The following is a 19,568-nucleotide window of genomic DNA, read 5'->3' as shown; positions in this document are numbered from 1 at the left end:
GTAAATTATAATTATCGAATATGATAAAGAGGTTTTTTATTCTATCCAGTTTATGTATGGTTTTGGGAGTTTCAGCCCAGAAATCACATACGGTTGTGCAAGGTGATAATCCTTACAACATTGCCAAAAAGTATGGAATGACTGTAGATGAATTGCTGAAGCTAAACCCAAAACATAAAGATGGCAAGCTGGCTATCGGAGATGTTTTAACTATAAAATCAGAGAAAGCAGCCACTCCGGTTGTCACAAAAACAGCTCCAGTAGAAAAAGTAACTTCAAATACAAGTACTTCTTCCATGGGTAAAATTGTTTTGCAGCCAAAGCAAACGATCTATGGCATCACAAAACAATACAGAATTTCTGAAACTGATTTGAGAAAACTGAATCCTGACCTGGATTCCCACATGAAAATCGGAGATGAAATCACCTTACCTCTTGCCAGCATTAAAAAATATGGTGGTACACAACAACAGACTGTAACAGCAGAAAAGCCTGTGGAGAAACCTGTAGAAAAAGTAGTAACAACTACAGTACCTGCAGCCGTAGAAGGAGAGTCCTATGTAATCCAGTCTAAAGATAATTATTACAGAATTACAAAACAATTTGGAATCAGCCAGCAGGATCTTTTTGCTTTAAATCCAGGATTGGAAGAAAAAGGACTTAAACCTGGTGAAACCATTAAAATAAAAACATCCAATAATAACACACATACTGATAGTGTTGCTGAGCCCGCAAATCCAAAAGCAAAAATGGATTCTGGGAACGAAAAATCAACTACCTCTACCAATGTTGTTGCAGGAGATGATTATGTAACCTATACCGTTCAGCAGGGAGATACTGTATTTTCCATCGTGAATAAATTCGGTGTTTCTATAGATGAGCTTATTGCTCTTAACCCGGACCTTTCTCATGGGTTGAAAACCGGAATGGTTTTAAAGATCAAAAAACAGGATGCAGCATATAGTAAGAAAAATGGTGATGCCCTTAGTGTGATCCTAATGCTTCCATTCGGGTACAGCACAAACGAAACGCAGTACAGAGCAATGGCACTTGACTTTTTAACAGGAGCTAAGCTTGCTATTGAAAGGAATGCCAGAGGAGGACAGAAACTGGATGTCAAAATAGTAGATTCTGGAAATGAAGCATCATTCAAAAATTCTTTGACACAGATTAACCCTGATAATACAGATCTTATTATCGGACCTTTCTTTAAATCTAATGTAATTGATGTTCTTGATTTTACAAAAAATCAGAAAATCCCGATTGTAGCACCATTTGCCAACACTCCGGAATTATATAACTATAATAATCTTATTATCGTTGAAACCAACAATCAGACGTATGCTGATAAGATTGTAGAAGAAGTAAAAGGAATTTATTCTGACCAGAAAATATATGTAGTGGCAGATACCAAAAAAGAAAATGCCAATTACATCAAAGCTGGGCTTGAAAAAGCTGTGAAAAATCCTAATATCATTATTGTCAACTCTCCGGCGGATATTCAGCCTGATCAGAATATGATGACAGGTCAGTCTGCACCGGTTATTGCTATTCTTGCTAATGATGATAATGCAGCAGGAGATGCTTTTGCCAACAGAATTATTGCTATTTCTAAGGAAGTACAGGGCGTGAAAGCGTTCAGTATGTTCTATTCTCCAACTTTTGAGAAAAAAGTTGATGAGCTGAGCCAGGCTAGTTTGGTCTATCTGATGGATAGAAAGATTAATACAGACGGTACCTTTGAAAAAGAAATACTGGCTGCTTACAAAAGCAAATACTGTAAAACTCCACCAAAATATGCTATCGTAGGTTTTGATGTTGTCAATGACATGTTAACCAGAGAAAATAAAAAAGGTGAGATCTTTAAACAGATGAATAAAGTTCAGACTCAGCTTGCTACAAAATTTGAGTTTGTAAAATCTAAAGCTAACGGTGCTTATGTAAACACGGGTTACAGAGTAATCAGACTGGTACCTTAACATGATTTATTGCTCTTTAAAAGAATATTGTTAACATTATAGTTATATTTGCATAATATTTAATTTAATACATGAAAGCACTTGTATTTCCAGGGCAGGGTTCTCAGTTCGTAGGAATGGGAAAAGAATTGTATGATTCTAGAAAAGATATTAAAGATCTGATGGAATCTGCCAATGAAATTTTAGGTTTCGACATTCTTTCCATTATGTTTAACGGAACGGACGCGGATCTTAAAAAAACAGAGGTTACCCAGCCTTCAATATTTATACATTCAGTAGCAGCATTAAAAGCCGTAAACGGTCTTGGTGCTGAAATGGTTGCAGGACACTCTTTAGGAGAGTTTTCAGCATTGGTTGCCAACGGAGTTCTATCCTTTGATGACGGTTTGAAATTAGTTTCCGAAAGAGCAAAAGCTATGCAGGCTGCTTGTGATGCCAATCCAAGTTCTATGGCTGCTATTTTAGGATTAGATGATGCTAAGGTTGAAGAAATCTGTGCGCAAATCAGTGGAATTGTTGTTCCTGCAAATTATAACTGCCCGGGACAATTGGTGATCTCAGGAGAAACACCAGCAGTAGAAGAAGCTTGTGCAAAACTGAAAGAAGCAGGTGCTAAAAGAGCATTGTTACTACCAGTAAATGGAGCTTTCCATTCACCATTGATGCAGCCTGCACAAGAAAGACTGGCAGCAGCTATCGAAAAAACAAAATTCAGAAAAGCAACTATTCCTGTATATCAGAATATCACTACAACAGCGGTAACGAATCCTGACGAAATCAAACAAAACCTGATCGATCAGCTTACCGGTCCTGTAAAATGGACGCAGTCTGTTCAGAATATGATTAAAGATGGGGCATCCAACTTCGTAGAAGTAGGACCAGGAAAAACCCTTCAGGGATTGATCAAGAAAATTGACGGATCAGTAGATGCTGCTTCTGCAATCTAACTAAAAATATATGAACGCGATATTTTCACCGGGCAAGCTTATGCTTACTTCAGAATATTTCGCAATCGACGGAGCTCTTGTCTTAGCGGTACCTACCAAGCTGGGACAAGAGTTTTTCTTTGAAGAAAAAGAAGATGAGAGGTCACTTATTCTTTGGGAGGCTTATCATCAAAACAAATTATGGTTGAAGGCGGTCATTGATTATAAAAACTGGCAGGTCTTAGAAACCAATATTCCATCAAGCGCTGAATTTATTGTCAAAACATTAAAGAATGTTCAGCAGCTTTCTAATACTAAATTCAAATTCAATCTTACTTACCACTTAAAAACTAATCTTCAGTTTCCTGCAGACTATGGGCTTGGTAGCAGTTCTACTTTGATGAACAATCTTGCAGAATGGGCTGAGATTGATCCTTTTCATCTTAATGCAATTAGTTTAGGAGGAAGCGGATATGATATTGCAGTGGCAAAAGAAAAATCTGCAGTTCTATTCCAAAGCAAACCTGAGATTAAATATGAGAAGGTAAATTTCAATCCTTCATTTAAAAATGAGCTGATTTTTATTCATTTAAATCAGAAGCAGGATAGCAGAGAAGGGATCAACTTTTATAAATCAAAAAAGAAGTCTCCTGAATTGATTGAAGAATTTTCAAATATCACAAAAAAAATAATGTTATGCAGTGAATTGGAAAAATTTTCCGAATTAATGATGATTCATGAGCGTAAAATTGCTGATTTTCTTGAAATATCCACAGTTAAAGAAAAAATATTCTCAGATTGCCCTTCTTTTGTCAAAAGTTTAGGCGCATGGGGGGGAGATTTTGTAATGAGTGCCAAATTTGGGGACTACAAGAACTATTTTTGGGAGAAAGGTTTTACAACTATTTTTGAATGGGAAAATATAATTTATTTATAATCAAACCATTACGATCCTGTTTTTTTATTTGTCATTCTGACTTATATCAGTATATTTAAACCACCTTTAACAAATAATTAATATTATTTTTGTTGAAGTCAATAAAGAAATAGAAAATATAAGTAAAATGAAAAACACTAAAATCATCCAGGATTTAGAGAAATTGGGGATTAAAGGAAACTATGAAGTAGTGTATAATCCTTCTTATGAAGAATTATACCAGGCTGAAGTTTCTTCTGAAAATCAGGGATTTGAGAAAGCTGAACTTACGGAATCTGGCGCGGTGTCAGTAAAAACAGGAATTTTCACAGGTCGTTCACCTAAAGACAGATATATTGTTCAGGATGATGTTACAAGAGATACAATTTTCTGGGATGGTAAAGTAAACTTACCTACTACTGCAGAAATTTTCGGTTCTTGTAAAGAACTAGTGCTGAACCAGCTTGCTGAATCTAAAAACATTTATGTAGTAGATACATTCTGCGGAACGAATGCAGATACGAGACTTAAAGTAAGATTTATCGTTGAAGTAGCATGGCAGGCGCATTTTGTTACTAATATGTTTATCCGCCCTTCTCACTATGAGCTTGAAAACTTTGGAGAGCCTGATTTCACAGTAATCAATGGTTCTAAAACAATAAACCCTAACTGGGAAGCTCAAGGATTGAATTCTGAAAACTTCATCATGTTCAACCTTACTGAAAAACTACAGATCATTGGAGGTACATGGTACGGAGGTGAAATGAAAAAAGGGATGTTCGCCATGATGAACTATTACCTTCCATTAAAAGGTATGGCTTCAATGCACTGTTCTGCTAACGTAGGAGAAAAAGGTGATGTAGCTTTATTCTTTGGTCTTTCAGGAACAGGAAAAACGACTCTGTCTGCAGATCCGAAAAGATATCTTATTGGTGATGACGAGCATGGTTGGGATAACAACGGAGTATTTAACTATGAAGGTGGATGCTACGCTAAAGTTATCGACTTATCTGAAGAAAAAGAACCGGATATCTTTGCTGCCATCAAAAGAGATGCACTTCTTGAAAACGTTGTTGTGAACAATGGAGTAGCAGATTACACAGACGGATCAATCACTGAGAATACAAGAGTTTCTTATCCAATTTATCATATCAACAAAATTGTATTGCCTTCTAAAGCAGGACATGCTAAGAAGATTGTTTATCTTTCAGCAGATGCATTCGGAGTACTTCCTCCGGTTTCCATCTTGAATGAAGATCAGGCTCAATACCACTTCCTTTGCGGTTATACATCAAAACTAGCTGGAACGGAAAGAGGAATTACAGAACCTCAACCATCTTTCTCACCTGCATTTGGTGAAGCATTCCTTACATTACACCCAACAATGTATTCTAAAACATTGATCGGTAAAATGAAGGAACACGGTGCTAAAGCTTATTTGGTAAATACAGGTTGGAATGGTACGGGAAAGAGAATTTCTCTGAAAGATACAAGAGCAATCATTGATGCAATCATTGACGGATCTATCGATAACGCTCCTAAAACTCAGGTTCCAATCATGAATCTTGAGATTCCTACTGAATTGCCAAACGTTTCTACAGGTATTTTAGATCCTAGAGATACCTATGAAAGCGCTTCAGAATGGGAAGAAAAGGCAAAAGATCTTGCTTCAAGATATATCAAAAACTTTGAGCAGTATTGTGATACTGAAGAAGGTAAGAAATTAGTTGCTTCAGGACCTCAATTACAGGAACAGACTATCTAATAGTTCTCTATAACATAAGGAAAAGCCTCATCATTGATGAGGCTTTTTTATTTCTAATTTTTCGCAGATATTATTTGAAAATTACTTTAAGCTTAATATAGCCAATCTATATCCATCCATTCCAAAGCCAGATAAAACTGCATCCGTATTAGCAGCTGTCACAGACTTCTGTCTGAATTCCTCTCTTTTATAGATGTTGCTGATATGAACTTCTACTTTTGGTTTTCTGATATTTTTTAGACAATCAGCAATCGCATAGGAATAATGGGTGAATGCTCCCGGATTAATTACTACTGCATCAAAATCATCTTCCTGAAGCCTGTTGATAAGCTCTCCTTCAATATTTGACTGATAATATTGTATTTCATGAGACTGAAACTCGGATTTTAAAATTTCCAAATAGCTTTCCATGGAAACATTTCCATAAATTTCCGGTTCTCGGGTGCCCAAAAGATTGAGATTAGGCCCATTTATAATCAAAACTTTCATACTATAAAATTAAAAACTTTTTTTAATTAAATGCTCAAAATTTCCGCACAAATTAACGTTCGTTCAATTGTATTATTAATAATGATATTTATCATGTTTGATAAAATGGTAATGATTGCAACTCCTTACAGTAATGGGTTTTATTAAAATCTTATGTTAATTTTTGAAAATTTATCATGAAAAATAATAAGTCTACTTGTTTTGTAGACTAAAAGTTTTTAGCTTTGCAACCATATTTCGATCGGCTTATAAAGAAAGATGGAGGGAACTGACCCTGTGAAATCTTGACAACCTACCCATTGGGCAAGGTGTTACGTTCAGCCTTTTAAGGAAAAATAAGCATTTGGTTTATCGTATTTATCGATGCCCTTTGCTGACTTTTCTGCAAAGGACAAAATTTTAATATATGATAAATGAAATTGATTATGATTAGCAAAAATTTATTCGCTTCTAAAACTTGGATACCTCCGGTTGCTGCATTTTTTCTGGGAGTAACCAGTGTACATGCACAGAGTTCTAAGCCGGAAAAGGACAGTCTTCATGAAAAAGAAATTGACGAAGTTGTAGTCGTAGCCTATGGAAAAGCAAAAAGAAACAGCTATACCGGTTCCGTTGCTACCATTTCCAGCGATAAGATCAACAACAGACCTGTAACCAATATTACCAAGGCATTGGAAGGGCAGGTTGCCGGGATTCAGACTACCAGCTCATCAGGGCAGCCGGGAGCTGTTTCTACCATCCGAATCAGAGGAGTTGGTTCAATAAGTGCTTCCAGTGATCCGTTATATGTAGTAGATGGAATCCCTTTTGACGGAAATATTAACTCCATCAGTCCAAGTGATATTGAATCCATCAGTGTTTTGAAAGATGCCACTGCGAGTGCGTTGTATGGATCAAGAGGAGCAAACGGGATTATCATCATTACCACAAAATCAGGTAAAAAAGGAGAAGCTAGAGTTAATTTTAATATCAGCCAGGGATTCTCCGGAAGAGCCGTAAAAGATTACGAACAGGTAAATACAGATCAATACTTTCAATTATATTGGGAAGCCTTGAGAAACGGATATCAGTCCGGAAAAGTGTCTTCTCAACAGGCTGCACAGATGGCAACAGATAATCTTGTCTCTACACTTGGGATCAATCCATATGGAACAGGATATCCAAAACCGGTGGGAACCGATGGGAAATTATTACCCGGAGCATCACCACTTTGGAATGACGACTGGAGGGATATTTTGCAGAGAGTTGCTTCAAGAAATCAGGTAGATCTTGATATCAGCGGAGGAAGTGATAAGAGCAATTATTTCTTTTCATTGGGCTATCTTGATGATAAGGGAATGGCTATTGAATCAGGATATAAAAGATACAATACCAGGTTAAAGATCAATTCTGAAGTAAAAAAATGGCTGAATGTCGGGGTAAACTTAAGCTATACAAACAGTATTCAGCAGGCACCCACTTCTTCAGATTCCAATTCAAGTAATATCATCAATGCGGCAAGATTTATTCCTTCATTCTATCCTTATTATGAAAGAAATGATGACGGAACTTACATTTTGGGTGCTGATGGAAACCCGATTTATGATTTTGGAAAATACAGACCTACAAGTGCCCTTCAGAATCAGAATGCGGCCGCAACCCTGCCATTAGACAAAAACGAAAATAAAGAAGATAACTTTTCAGGGAAAGGATTCATGGAATTTACTTTCTTACCGGAATTGAAATTCAAGACAAGCTTTTCTGTTGATCTGGTGAATTACAACGGACATTATTATTCAAATCCATTGCTGGGACAAGGCGCTGAGATTGGAGGTTCAGTAACGAAAACCAATACCAGAACACTTTCTTATACAACCAGTAATATTCTGACATACGATAGGAAATTTGGAAAACACCATGTAAATGCTTTAGCAGGACATGAATTCTATAAATATGACTATCAGACGATTTCCGGAACAAGAAGCCAGTTTTCTCTCCCTTATTATTATGAACCGGATGCTGCTTCTTTACTGGGAAGCTTCAGTGGGAACAGTAATAAATTGAGCTTATTGAGTTTCCTTGGAAAAGTAGAGTATGACTACAATAATACTTATTTCCTGTCTGCATCAGGAAGAGCAGACAGTTCTTCAAGATTTGCGAAGGATAACAGATGGGGGAGATTCTGGTCAGTGGGTGGTTCGTGGAAAATTTCAAATGAAGAATTCGTAAAAAGCCTGAATGTCTTTAACCAATTGACATTGCGTGCCAGCTATGGAGGACAAGGAAATGATAAATTACTTCGGCCAAACGGGCAACCGCTTTATTATGCATATCAGGAATTGTACAGATTTATCAGTCTTGGTGGAGAACCGGGAACAACACTTGAAAAAACATCTACCAATAATGTGAAGTGGGAAACGAACCTTAATTTAAATGTAGGATTGGAATTCGCTATTCTGAATAACAGAGTTAAAGGAAATATTGAATACTTCAAAAGAAAAAGCCAGGATCTTCTGTTTAATATGCCGGTTGCGCCGTCGTTGGGAATCAGCGATTATCCGGCGAATATCGGAACTATTCAAAATACAGGATTTGAATTTTCATTATTCACAACCCCCATTAAGAATGATAATTTCCAATGGAATGTAGATGTAAACCTAAGTACCTTAAACAATAAAGTTACCAAGTTGCCTGGCGGTTCCCTTGTGGTGGGAAGTAAATTATTAACGGTAGGGGGCTCTGTGTATGATTTCTTTATCCCTGAATGGGGCGGGGTAGATCCAAGCAATGGAAAACCATTGTGGAAAACGGTTTCTACAGATGCGAGCGGAAATTCAGTAGAAGGAACTACCTCAGAATATTCAAAAGCAACAAAACTCTTGCAGGGTTCTGCTTTGCCTAAACTGACCGGAGGAATCAGTACCAGCATTACCTACAAAAATTTTGATTTTTCAGGATTGCTGACATTCAAAATCGGTGGGAAGATTCTGGATACCGATTATACTTCCATCATGCATAACGGAAGTTCCGGCGGACGTGTATGGAGCGCAGAAATGCTGAACAGATGGACCCCTGAAAATCCTTATACAGATGTTCCTGGATTAAGTACAACAACGAATAACTGGACCTCAACATCTTCAAGATTCTTATACTCCGGAACGTATGCGAGGCTTAAAAATGTAAGTTTAGGTTATACACTTCCTGAGGATTATTTTGAGAAAATAGGACTTAAAAAGTTCAGAATTTATATTCAGGCAGAGAATCTTTTAACCTTCTATAAACATAAGGGAATGGATCCTGAACAGGCTTTGGATGGAACCACCTATTACAGATACCCTGCAATGAGAACAATCACTTTTGGTCTTCAGACAACACTATAACGTTTAAAATTGAAACAATGAAAAAATTAAAATATCTATCGTTTGCACTTATCGGATTTTTAGCGTTGACAAGCTGTGAAAGCGATCTGGACACTGCTCCGACTGATCAGGCTAACAGTGTGGAAGTTTTCAAAACTGCTGAAAGTGCAGAAACTGTAGTAAACGGTACCTGGGCAAAATTTAATAACGATGGAACTACCTATGCTAATATTGGATATTCCACTGTTTTAAGAGCCAGTGATGCAATGGGAAGCGATGTAGCTGTATTAACCAATAAGTATGGATTTGCTTCTACTTACGCTTTTACAGAAATGGTAAACAGTACGGCTTCTCGTCCGTTATTTATCTGGACCATGTTGTATTCTACCATCAATAATATGAATAATGTTATTACAAGAATTGACGGGACAGAAGGAAGTCAGGAGAAAAAAAATCAGGTGAAAGGACAGGCAAAAGCATTACGTGCTTTCTGTTATCTGAATCTGGCGAGCTTCTATCAGTTCAGTTATTTGAAAGACAAGTCAGCGTTGACGGCTCCCATTTATACTGAACCTTCTACAACCAGTACGGTAGGAAAGAAAAGAGCAAGTCTTGAAGAAATTTATACTTTGATTAAAAGTGATCTTACAGATGCTGACAACCTGTTGAAAACCTATACAAGAAATAATAAAGATAAGATTAATCGTGCTGTAGTCAACGGACTTCTTGCCAGAACTTATCTGAATACCGGTGAATGGAGCAAGGCTTCAGCATCTGCGAAAATTGCAAGAGAAGGATTCCCATTGATGGCACCGGAAAAATACAAAGATGGCTTTAATGATATCAACAATGCAGAATGGATCTGGGGACACGGACAGACACAGGAACAGTCTGATGCAAGTTATGCCTTCCACTATCTGGATGTATCTTCATCAGGAAGTTATTATTACAGCTTTATGGCGGATCCTTACTTTAAAGATCTTTTTGATGGCAATGATATCAGATCCCAACTATTTTCATGGGACGGGCAGAAAGGAAGAGAAGGATTACTGAGGTATGCTAAGTTTAAATTTAAGCCAACTCTTATTGCAGACATTGTTTACATGAGAGCTGCAGAAATGTATCTGATAGAAGCTGAAGCTGAAGCCAGAAACGGAAATGTGACTCAGGCAGTAGCTGTTTTGAACCAGTTGAAATCTGCCAGAAATGCCAATATTTATAGTGGTTCATTATCACAGAATGAGGTTGTAGCAGCAGTTCTGATCGAAAGAAGAAAAGAATTATTCGGAGAAGGTTTCTCCCTTTCAGATATTATCAGAACACAGGGAACAGTAGTAAGAAAACCATTTGTAGATGCTGATGGTAAACCGATAAAAGTTCAGATTACTACACCAGAAGGAACAGTGAAAACTGTAGATGGTAAAGGGCATTCTGTTCTTGATTTTCCAGATAAATCTGCTTTCACTCCAAATAGCAATTATTATTTATTCAGTATTCCACAGAGAGAATCTGAAAATAACCCAAATTTATAAGATATAGTCCATAGTTTATAATTAGATTGATTTTTTGGCCACTGCGATTGCGGTGGTTTTTTTAATAAAAAACCCGTTGCTAAAAAAGCAACGGGTTTATTTTGAATTATTTAAGGATTACTTATATTCTGGACTTTGTAATAATCGTACTTTTCCCTAGAAATCTTAAAAGAGATGCGATTTTATATAAATCATAATCTATTATCTCTCGCTTTCCATCTAAAACTTTTTGCAAAAATTCCCAATCTTCAATTAAGCTTCCCATTGTTAATTCTTTGGGATTCTTATATGGGTCATATAATTCTTCATCAGTAATATTCCAATACAAGTCACTGTCAAACGCAAAAGAAGTTGAATCATTTAATTTATCTAACTGATTAATTAAAGCCTCAATAAGTTTTCTAATATCTGTTTTTTTTAATTCTTTTTTTTTATTTTCCATTGAGTTATTAAATAATTGGTTAATCTCCCGCTCTTCGAAGTCTCTCGACTTTGAAACATTATAAAAATATTGTTTTTAATTGACTCATATACCCACAAAGGGAGTTTAAAAATAACCCGAATTTATAAGATATAGTCCATAATTAGATTGATTTTTTAAGCCACTTCTTTTTTTATTGAAAACTGTAAGAATGACATTTATTCACAATATCTAGAATAGGAATCTAAAAACTTTAATCCATCAAATTTATTGGTAATACTAATTTAAGGTATCATTTCTTTCCTTGATGATATTACAGTATAACTGCATATGAAAAACAAAATCAGAATAGGAACTTTCCTATTCTGATTTAAATATATTAAACTAATCAACCTTTTTCGGGACTAGATAATAAGTTATAACTCGTAGATTACAAATTTATAGTACATTCTATTCAACCAGTAAAAGCTTGATAAGTAAAAAAATAAACAAAGCTACAGGAAACCAGAGGATAAAACCTGTGAGCACGTAAGCTATTTTATATTCAAAGTCATTAAATTTTATGGTATCCAATCTTTTTTTTCTGATAAAGGTAAAAAAGGGTATTGTTAATATAATGAAAAAGGCATATTTCACCAATTTATTATTCGTTGAAAATCCCAGAACATTAGAAATTTTATTGATTATAATAAATACAAAATCTACACTTTGAGGGATTAAAAAAAAAGTATAGAGGATTGTATATAAAATAAAAATGAGAATGCTATTCATATAAGCATCGCTATCAGTTTTATTTCGCTTTTTTAAAAACTGATAGATCATAAAAGGTATAAATAAAAAGTATTTCATTTAGTGTGCAAAATTAAGCTTTTGGTTATTAATTAATGCCCTTCCCGGATAAATCTGCTTTCACACCCAACAGCAATTATTATTTATTCAGTATTCCACAGAGGGAGTTTGAGAATAATCCGAATTTATGATATTTAGTCCATAATTAGATTGATTTCTTGAGCCACTGCTTTTTGCGGTGGTTTTTTTAATGATTTTTATTTAATAAAAATCCCCCGATTTTCGGGGGATTGATTTAAATAATAGTTTTGTTTTGCTAGCACATGTAAAACATTGCTATTTATTTTTGTATAAATTCATCCGGAAATTGCAACCTATACGTAGGTAAAATGAATTCATATAGTTTTGCTTCAACCTGGGCATATTTCTCCTTATCAGTAACGCTTTCATTGCATGGGAAATTCTCAATATTTTTATCCTTATTAAAACTGATTGTTGAGCTTGATAAGAGTTCGTTATTATCAGCAAATATACAATTGCGTAAATTTTTAGGTTTAAGCTTTAAATATAAATCATAAATGTCTTGAAGATTTTGTTGTGTCAGGTTTACCTTGACTGTTTTTGTTTTATAGCTTCCATCAGGATATAATTGTTTTACTTGATAAATTGCAGTTTTACTATCATAAGATTTAATTTCATCAATGACTTTATTATAATACAAAATATCCTTGTAGAATAAATGAAGTTTATCTTTTTTTTGGGTGAAACAACTTTGTGTACTTAAGATAAGTAAAACTAAAGTGATTATTTTATAATTTTTCATATGACATTTATTTTGTATAAAACATAAATCGGTTGAATACTGGCATAAGCTTATTATATGCGTTGTCAACTATACTTCGGGAGATTTGGTCTAAATTATTATATAGTCTACTAATAACGGATGGTCTCCAGTAAAAGCCGCTGTTTAATCTTTCTGTCGGTGTTACAAGATTTTTGTCTGCATATAAGTGCTCTAATTTAGCCATCCCTAAATGTTCGCTGCTATCTGATTTTAGCTGCACATCAAGCAATCCTATTTTTTGAGAATATGCATGCCCTGTCTCATGTACCATCGTTGCTGCTAAAAGCTTTTTGTTTTGTGCTGTTATAGGTGCGTATACAATATCAGATTTACCCGTCCAGAAATTTTTTGGGGTGGTATATGCATAAACTTTACTTCCATCCCCAGGATATATATATCCATCAAATCCCCCATATCCTAAGGTGTCCTTTCCTACTCCAAATTGATCCATTTCTGATAATGTAAAGTTTTTGCTTCGCATAATATCTATATCATTCTGCATGGTATCACGACTAATATTTATATCATATGTTTGAGTATCATTACTTTTAATCTCTGAAGAAACGGTTTTATAGTTAGTCTTATTATATCCTTGAGCATAATAATTTACGGTATAACTTACAGCAGCTACAGCTCCACCAATTACAGCCCCTGTTGCTAATCCTTTTAAGAAATTATCCCCGTTAATTAATGAAGTAACACCACCTGTTCCTGCACCTGCCAGAGCTCCATTTCCAACCGTTCCCCAGAAACCACTGGCGCTGAATATTTCTCCGGCTCCAGCCGAGACAGCTCCGGTAAGAGCGCCTATTAAAAGTGCTTTTGCAAAACCTCCTAAAGACCAGTTATTATTAAATGTTGCTTGTAATGCATATACGCCTACACTTATTGCTGCTCCAATAATTGCACCTGATATTACTGTAGCCCATAAATAACCTAATCCCACACCAATAAGGAAAGGAAGTACTTCTCCACTTGGATCATTATACATCAAAGGGTTATTAAGCGCATATCCGTATTTATTATAAATTTGGGTGTTGTAAGGATCCTGGATATTTTCATCCGCGTTCAGGAATCTTCTTAATAACGGATCATATAATCTACCATTCATGTGAATGATGCCTACTTCTCCAAAATGTTCATGGCTAGTGTAACCGCGATCAATAATGAGATCCTTCGACAAGCTCAGGATGACATCTTTGTCTGTAATAACAGCGCCATTTCCGATTTGAAGATGAGTGAAATTACCCCAGGCGTCAAAATGTCTCTGTTCCAATTTGTTTCCAGCTTCATCACTGATAGCTAAAATACTTCCGATATAATCTTTATGCAAAAATTTATAAGAACCGATGCTCTCTGCGAAGTTCTTTAAATATACAATATTTGATTCATATGGTGTTCCACCAATATAAAGAATATGCTTTTCCTTTCCGGTTGCATTATCTTTTACCACTTCAAAGCTCCCGTTCTCGCTATAAAACTTAGTGAACTTACCATCACCATCGACACTGAAATTGCCTCCATAGGTGACTCTCTGTCTCATTGAAGTTAAGCCATACTGGAAGGCTGCATCTCCTTTCATTCCATCAATGAACACAGGGTCATTGTTCTCATTATAGGTAATGCTTTGGATCAGATCATTATTATAATTCTGTTCTCCAGCGGCATTTAATGTCATTTCGGTTGGCTGGTAGATCTTTGCAGAATTTTCAAACTTAATTGTCCCTACCTGATCGTTTTGTGTAATTCTTCCTTTGATGTCGTAAACATTTCTGTTAGATTGAGGTTTAACTCCCGTAACAGGATTGGTCCAGTTTACCAAACGGTTATTTTCATCATAATCAAAAGATTCATTAATGTTAAAATCTCCTCCTGTTGTTCTACTCTTGAGTTCATTTTTGATCGCATCAAATGAATACGAAAGTTGCAGGATACCCGGCTTCACCGCTGATGAATGGTTGACATTGGTTAAGAAGCCATTTAAATCGTAAGTATTGTTAATATCTGCTGCACCAAGCTTTGATTTCAACATTTGTCCTTTGGCATTGGTTTCTTTAAGTTCCCAAAGGGCTTTGCCTGTAACTTTATCCTTTATCAGATACAACTCACCACTCCAGGCGCTGTACACATTCTCAATCTGAACTTTAGTAAAGGCACCAGAAGAATAGAGTTGCTTTTCATAAGAGGTTACTCTTGCTTTATCGTCATAAGTAATTCCTTTTTGGATAAAATATTTTCCATTACTGCTTTCGGATGAAGATAAAAGTCTTCCTTGTGGATCATAAGAAACACTGAAACTATATGATTGTCCTTTAGATGTTCCCGATTTGGAAATAAGCCTTCCTTTATTATCGTATGAATACGAAATCAGTTTATTGGTCGCCTGTCCTCCGTCTGTTGTTGAAATCTCCTTCTGCGAGATGAGTTGACCTAAGTTATTATAGGTGAATTCTTTTGTCCCTTTTGGACTGATTGTTTTTTTCGGCTGTCCAAGTCCATCGTATTCATATTTGTAAATGCCATTGGAAGGATCGTTAAATTCTGATTTTCTACCCCAGGAGTCGTACTTAGTGGTCACAATATTTTCAGCATATTGTGCCTTTATCTGTTCTCCTGCAGCATTGTAAGTAAATTGAATTGTTCCACCTTTGTCCGTGGAAGAACTTACATTACCTAAGGCATCGGTAGTTTTTGACGTTGTTCTTTGATATCCATTTAGTTCTTTTACAGTTGTAGCGAAACCTGAAACAGATGTTTCCATTTGCTTACCACTAAATGAAGTGGCTGTTATTTTAGCAGGAAAAAGCGTGTCATCATAAGCAATGGTATTAAATTGACTTGGACTCTGCCCGTCAAAGTAAGGCTCAGACTCTTTTATTTTTCTACCCAGCACATCATACCCGGTCTCCTGAGATACAAATTGTCCCTGTCCAAATGCCTTCGTAGAGACTTTATATTCCTGTCCCAGCTTATTGGTATATTTTTTTGAAATATCTCCATCCGGATTATACTGTGTAACAGTAATATTAGAATTGTTATCTCTATTATATTGATAGGTTGTTGTGCCTCCAAGATTGGTTTTAGAGGTTGATAATTTTCCCCACGTATCATAGGTATTAACAAGCGTATTTCCTAAAGCATCAGTTTGTTTTTTTATCTGTCCCCAATCGTTATATTCAATACCTATTTCTAATCCTAAATGATCTGTTTTCTTTACAACAAATCTTCCCTTAGGGTCATACAGGGTTCCGTTTGTCTGGGTTTGGGAATCCACACTATTACTGATTATCTTTTGGGTAATATTTCCGAAATCATCATAATTGTATGTTTCAAGTAAATACCCTGTATTGTCCCGATTCCAGGTTTTTAAGGTTTTTAACAAATTGTTTTCATACGTGTATTCTTCTTTGGAAAATTTTGTATCACCATATGCCTGTGACTTTTCTGTCTTGTTTTTTGGACGTCCTACAAAATAATCAGAACCTATTCCTGATATGTTATGTATATAGTCAAAATCAGAAGTGGTCACAGCATAACCATTGTTTACATTGCTCACTGTCTGTTTCGGAAGATAGTAATCTCCATAAATAATAGAACTGTTTATAATTGTTCCAGTAAGGAAATCTTTTGTTTTAGTACTTTTTGGGACAGTAACTGTAACAACCTTTGGTTTATCAGTATCAGAAACGGGTGTACTTACCACCTGTCCGTCTAATAATTTATAAGTATCATATAGGGTAGATTTAAAGCTCAATAGCTGAGCGTTGTTCTCAGAAATATCTGTTGGGAAAATGTTGTTTTCATTGGTAGTTCTGATGCTCCATTCTTTTACAGGGGCACCATCAAAAACAGGATCAATCTCTACTCCAGACCAGTTTTTAGTGTTTTCAAATCCATCAGCGTACCATGAGCTGCGGGCAGACTGATGATATCCCATCATCCCTTTGCCCTGTAAATGTCCTGTCATTCCTCTGTATCGGAAATCCTGCTTTCTGCCTTCTTGCCTAAGTTGTGATACTGCATAGGACTGATCTGCTCTGCTTAATGAAAAATAAGGGTAATATTCTTTTTTTACTTTTTGATAAAAATTAGGAAGAGCTGGATCATTTGGAATCACCTCCTGATAGTCTGCTGATGTAACGATGCCTCCTTGCGTAATAGATTGTATTTGGGCTAATCTTCCAATAGGTGAAGGAGATTTAAGTTTATGCATCCTTTCTTTCCAGAATAATAGTACATCATAATAGTTGTTGTTGACTTTTACCTGTGAGGTGATGGGAGAGAATAAAGCAAATTCACTGGAACTGGTAACATAATTATATCCTCCATAATTATAACTGGTATAAAAATCTGGGCTTTCATTTGCCATAGCTCCATTAGCAGTATAAGCAGCAATAGTATAGCCATAATATCTTTTAAGTATTAATCCGCTCGAATTTACTACACCCGCTTTATTAAAAGAGTTGATGTGTACAATATCTGATTTTCCGTCCCTATTAATATCTGAAGTAGTGTAAAAATTCCTGTAAATATTAAACGTAGGATAATTACTATTTTGAAAGTCATCTGGCTTTCTGTATTTCAAAAAATCTGTTTTTAAGACATTGGAAAATCCTTTTCCCGTACCCATATAAAACCTCCAGTTATCTTTTTCTTTGTTATCTGTTGTTGGGATCGTAAAGTCAGGGTTTCCATCACCGTTAAAGTCTCCAAACAAAACAGGAAATTCAGGTGCTTTTGTTTCTGCTAAATTACCTGTGAATCTAATTTTCTTCAGATACTGATTAGGAGCTGTTTTTATAAATTCAAATACAGTATAAGCGGTATTGGAAACATCAATAATATCTACTTTCCTGTCCCCATTTATATCGAGATATTTCTGATTTGTGTAAAAACTTTCAGATTGCCCTCTTTCCAGGGAATAATTAGAAACAGTATTGTTTGGGTTTTTCAAGTCTATGATAAATTTATCAGTAAACCCATTGGCCGCACCGGAGCTTGTTAAATTAAGGAAAACATCAGACACCCCATCTCCGTCAATATCACCTTCATTCAAGGTGGCATCACATACTGTACATACTGTTGGAGATATTACTTTTTCAAATACTTTAACAAAAGTATTGCTTCTGAATATATAGCCTTCTACTTTGCCGCCTTCATATTGGACGATCCCATTGCCATTATAAATTTGTCCTTCTTCATCAAGCAATGTATTAACAACTTTTGCTTCTGTATTAAAGGTTTTACCTGTAGAAATATCAGTAAAGGTATTGTTGAGTCCTCCAAGCTTTACAATACCGTTGTTCATGGCAAAATCCAAATATCCGTCACCATTAAAATCTCCTGTCAGCTTCACGTTTTCAAAGCTATCTACATTATTATCTGAAAACTCTAAAACAGGCTGGGTAGGAGCTGGATAAGTAAAAGCTACCGGATTAGCTGCACTGTTGTCTGTATTATACTCAGTTATCTTATCAACTGATTGATAATTTGTTCCATTTTTAATATAATCAATTCCATATTTTTTAAACTGGCTACCATTGTAACTTACCTTAATTTCGGACAAAAGTTTATTTTGAGCATATTTTAATCCCTGTACATATGATTGTTCGATCAAGTCCCTGTCTATATAAGTAAATTCAATGCTGTTATAATGAGGTTTATTTAATGTTTCATTTCCTCCCCATGTTATAGTGGATATTCTGGACACACCACCATTTATCCCTCCGGAACCAAGTGGTGTATATTCATAGCTGTATGTGATGAAGTTCCCTTGAGTATCTTTCCATTTTGTGATATTATACTCCAGTGCTGGGGTTGTATCTGCCATAAATCCTGATGAAAATGTTTTTTCATATTTAGCTTGAGATCCATTTTCAAAAGTCACTTCCCAATAGTTGGGTCCTGAAATGTTTAAACTATTTCCAACAGATTTAATTTTTAGGTTAGAGTATTTTTCCGTCACATATTCAGCGCCATCCTTACCATATTCTCCTGATTTTAATATCAATCGCTGTCCATTAAAGCTATAATAATCAGAATAATCCAATTGTATTCCTTTTATTTCTCTATCCTTCTCAATATTTTTACCAACTCTGGAGATAGAGGTAATCCCTGAAATATTCCAACCATATCCTGCTATTCCATTGGAGGAACCGCTGGTATACATCAAATTAATTTGTGGAGCAACGCTTTTCACCCCGGGAGGCAAAGCAATAGGTAAAGTAAATTGCAATTGCCCGGCTCCGTTAACCTCAATATTCCCCTTGGTATCATGAAAACTCTTTCCATCCGGAGCTGTCGTTCCCGATGGATTAGTTGCTCCTGCATTTGAATCGGTAGGACCACCGCCCGGATTCTCCGTTGCTGGACCAATTTTAGCTACGAATGGATTTGATGAGCTGGAAGACGCTCGAAATCCTGGTGCCAGCACCACTGTTTGTGGATCCTGAACCGTTCTAGAGGTGTTTTCTGCCTGATATAATATGGTCTGTGAAAAGCCCATTACTGACCATAATGACAGTATGAATGATGAAAATAATTGTATTTTCTTATCGTAAAGCTTCATT

The 19,568-nt window shown here is 35.7% G+C and carries 10 protein-coding genes and 1 riboswitch; of the genes, 6 read left to right on the top strand and 4 right to left on the bottom strand.

The features are described from left to right. The first annotated feature begins 20 nt into the window (after positions 1-20). From ACPF63_RS19680 to pckA, 4 genes are all read left to right on the top strand, one after another. A complete protein-coding gene (locus tag ACPF63_RS19680; RefSeq protein WP_426481008.1) occupies positions 21-1,979 on the top strand; it encodes a LysM peptidoglycan-binding domain-containing protein in 1,959 nt (652 codons plus the stop codon). Between the two features lie 71 nt (positions 1,980-2,050). Continuing rightward, positions 2,051-2,926 (top strand): ACP S-malonyltransferase, encoded by an 876-nt coding sequence (gene fabD / locus ACPF63_RS19675; RefSeq protein ID WP_077413532.1) that lies wholly within the window; start codon positions 2,051-2,053, stop codon positions 2,924-2,926. Between the two features lie 10 nt (positions 2,927-2,936). Beyond that, positions 2,937-3,842 (top strand): GYDIA family GHMP kinase, encoded by a 906-nt coding sequence (locus ACPF63_RS19670; RefSeq protein ID WP_426481007.1) that lies wholly within the window; start codon positions 2,937-2,939, stop codon positions 3,840-3,842. A gap of 127 nt (positions 3,843-3,969) precedes the next feature. Then, positions 3,970-5,586, top strand: a complete 1,617-nt coding sequence (gene pckA, locus ACPF63_RS19665; RefSeq protein ID WP_426481006.1) for a phosphoenolpyruvate carboxykinase (ATP) — start codon at positions 3,970-3,972, stop codon at positions 5,584-5,586. A gap of 81 nt (positions 5,587-5,667) precedes the next feature. Here the strand turns inward: pckA and ACPF63_RS19660 are convergent, their stop codons facing one another. Continuing rightward, positions 5,668-6,075, bottom strand: a complete 408-nt coding sequence (locus ACPF63_RS19660; RefSeq protein WP_426481005.1) for a type II 3-dehydroquinate dehydratase — start codon at positions 6,073-6,075, stop codon at positions 5,668-5,670. A 243-nt stretch (positions 6,076-6,318) separates the two neighbouring features. Then, a riboswitch (SAM riboswitch) is annotated at positions 6,319-6,417 on the top strand. A gap of 83 nt (positions 6,418-6,500) precedes the next feature. On the opposite strand from ACPF63_RS19660, the gene ACPF63_RS19655 reads away from it, so the two are divergent. Further along, complete coding sequence (locus ACPF63_RS19655) at positions 6,501-9,434, top strand: SusC/RagA family TonB-linked outer membrane protein (protein ID WP_426481004.1); 2,934 nt, start codon at positions 6,501-6,503, stop codon at positions 9,432-9,434. Positions 9,435-9,451: 17 nt separating this feature from the next. Then, complete coding sequence (locus ACPF63_RS19650) at positions 9,452-10,945, top strand: RagB/SusD family nutrient uptake outer membrane protein (RefSeq protein WP_426481003.1); 1,494 nt, start codon at positions 9,452-9,454, stop codon at positions 10,943-10,945. A gap of 121 nt (positions 10,946-11,066) precedes the next feature. Here ACPF63_RS19650 and ACPF63_RS19645 read toward each other — a convergent pair whose 3' ends face one another. From ACPF63_RS19645 to ACPF63_RS19635, 3 genes are all read right to left on the bottom strand, one after another. Further along, a complete protein-coding gene (locus ACPF63_RS19645; protein ID WP_426481002.1) occupies positions 11,067-11,387 on the bottom strand; it encodes a hypothetical protein in 321 nt (106 codons plus the stop codon). A 1,108-nt stretch (positions 11,388-12,495) separates the two neighbouring features. Further along, entirely contained in the window at positions 12,496-12,978 is a 483-nt protein-coding gene (locus ACPF63_RS19640) for a hypothetical protein (RefSeq protein WP_426481001.1), read from the bottom strand. A 7-nt stretch (positions 12,979-12,985) separates the two neighbouring features. Beyond that, positions 12,986-19,567: an RHS repeat-associated core domain-containing protein gene (locus ACPF63_RS19635; protein ID WP_426481000.1), complete on the bottom strand. Its 6,582-nt coding sequence runs from the start codon at positions 19,565-19,567 to the stop codon at positions 12,986-12,988. Between the last annotated feature and the right edge of the window lies 1 nt (position 19,568).

This window comes from Chryseobacterium sp. R2ACT005 (assembly GCF_049949215.1).
In the GTDB taxonomy this organism is placed as follows: domain Bacteria; phylum Bacteroidota; class Bacteroidia; order Flavobacteriales; family Weeksellaceae; genus Chryseobacterium.
The sequence above is the reverse complement of the archived record's forward strand: the minus strand, read 5'-3'. Positions and strand labels throughout refer to the sequence as shown.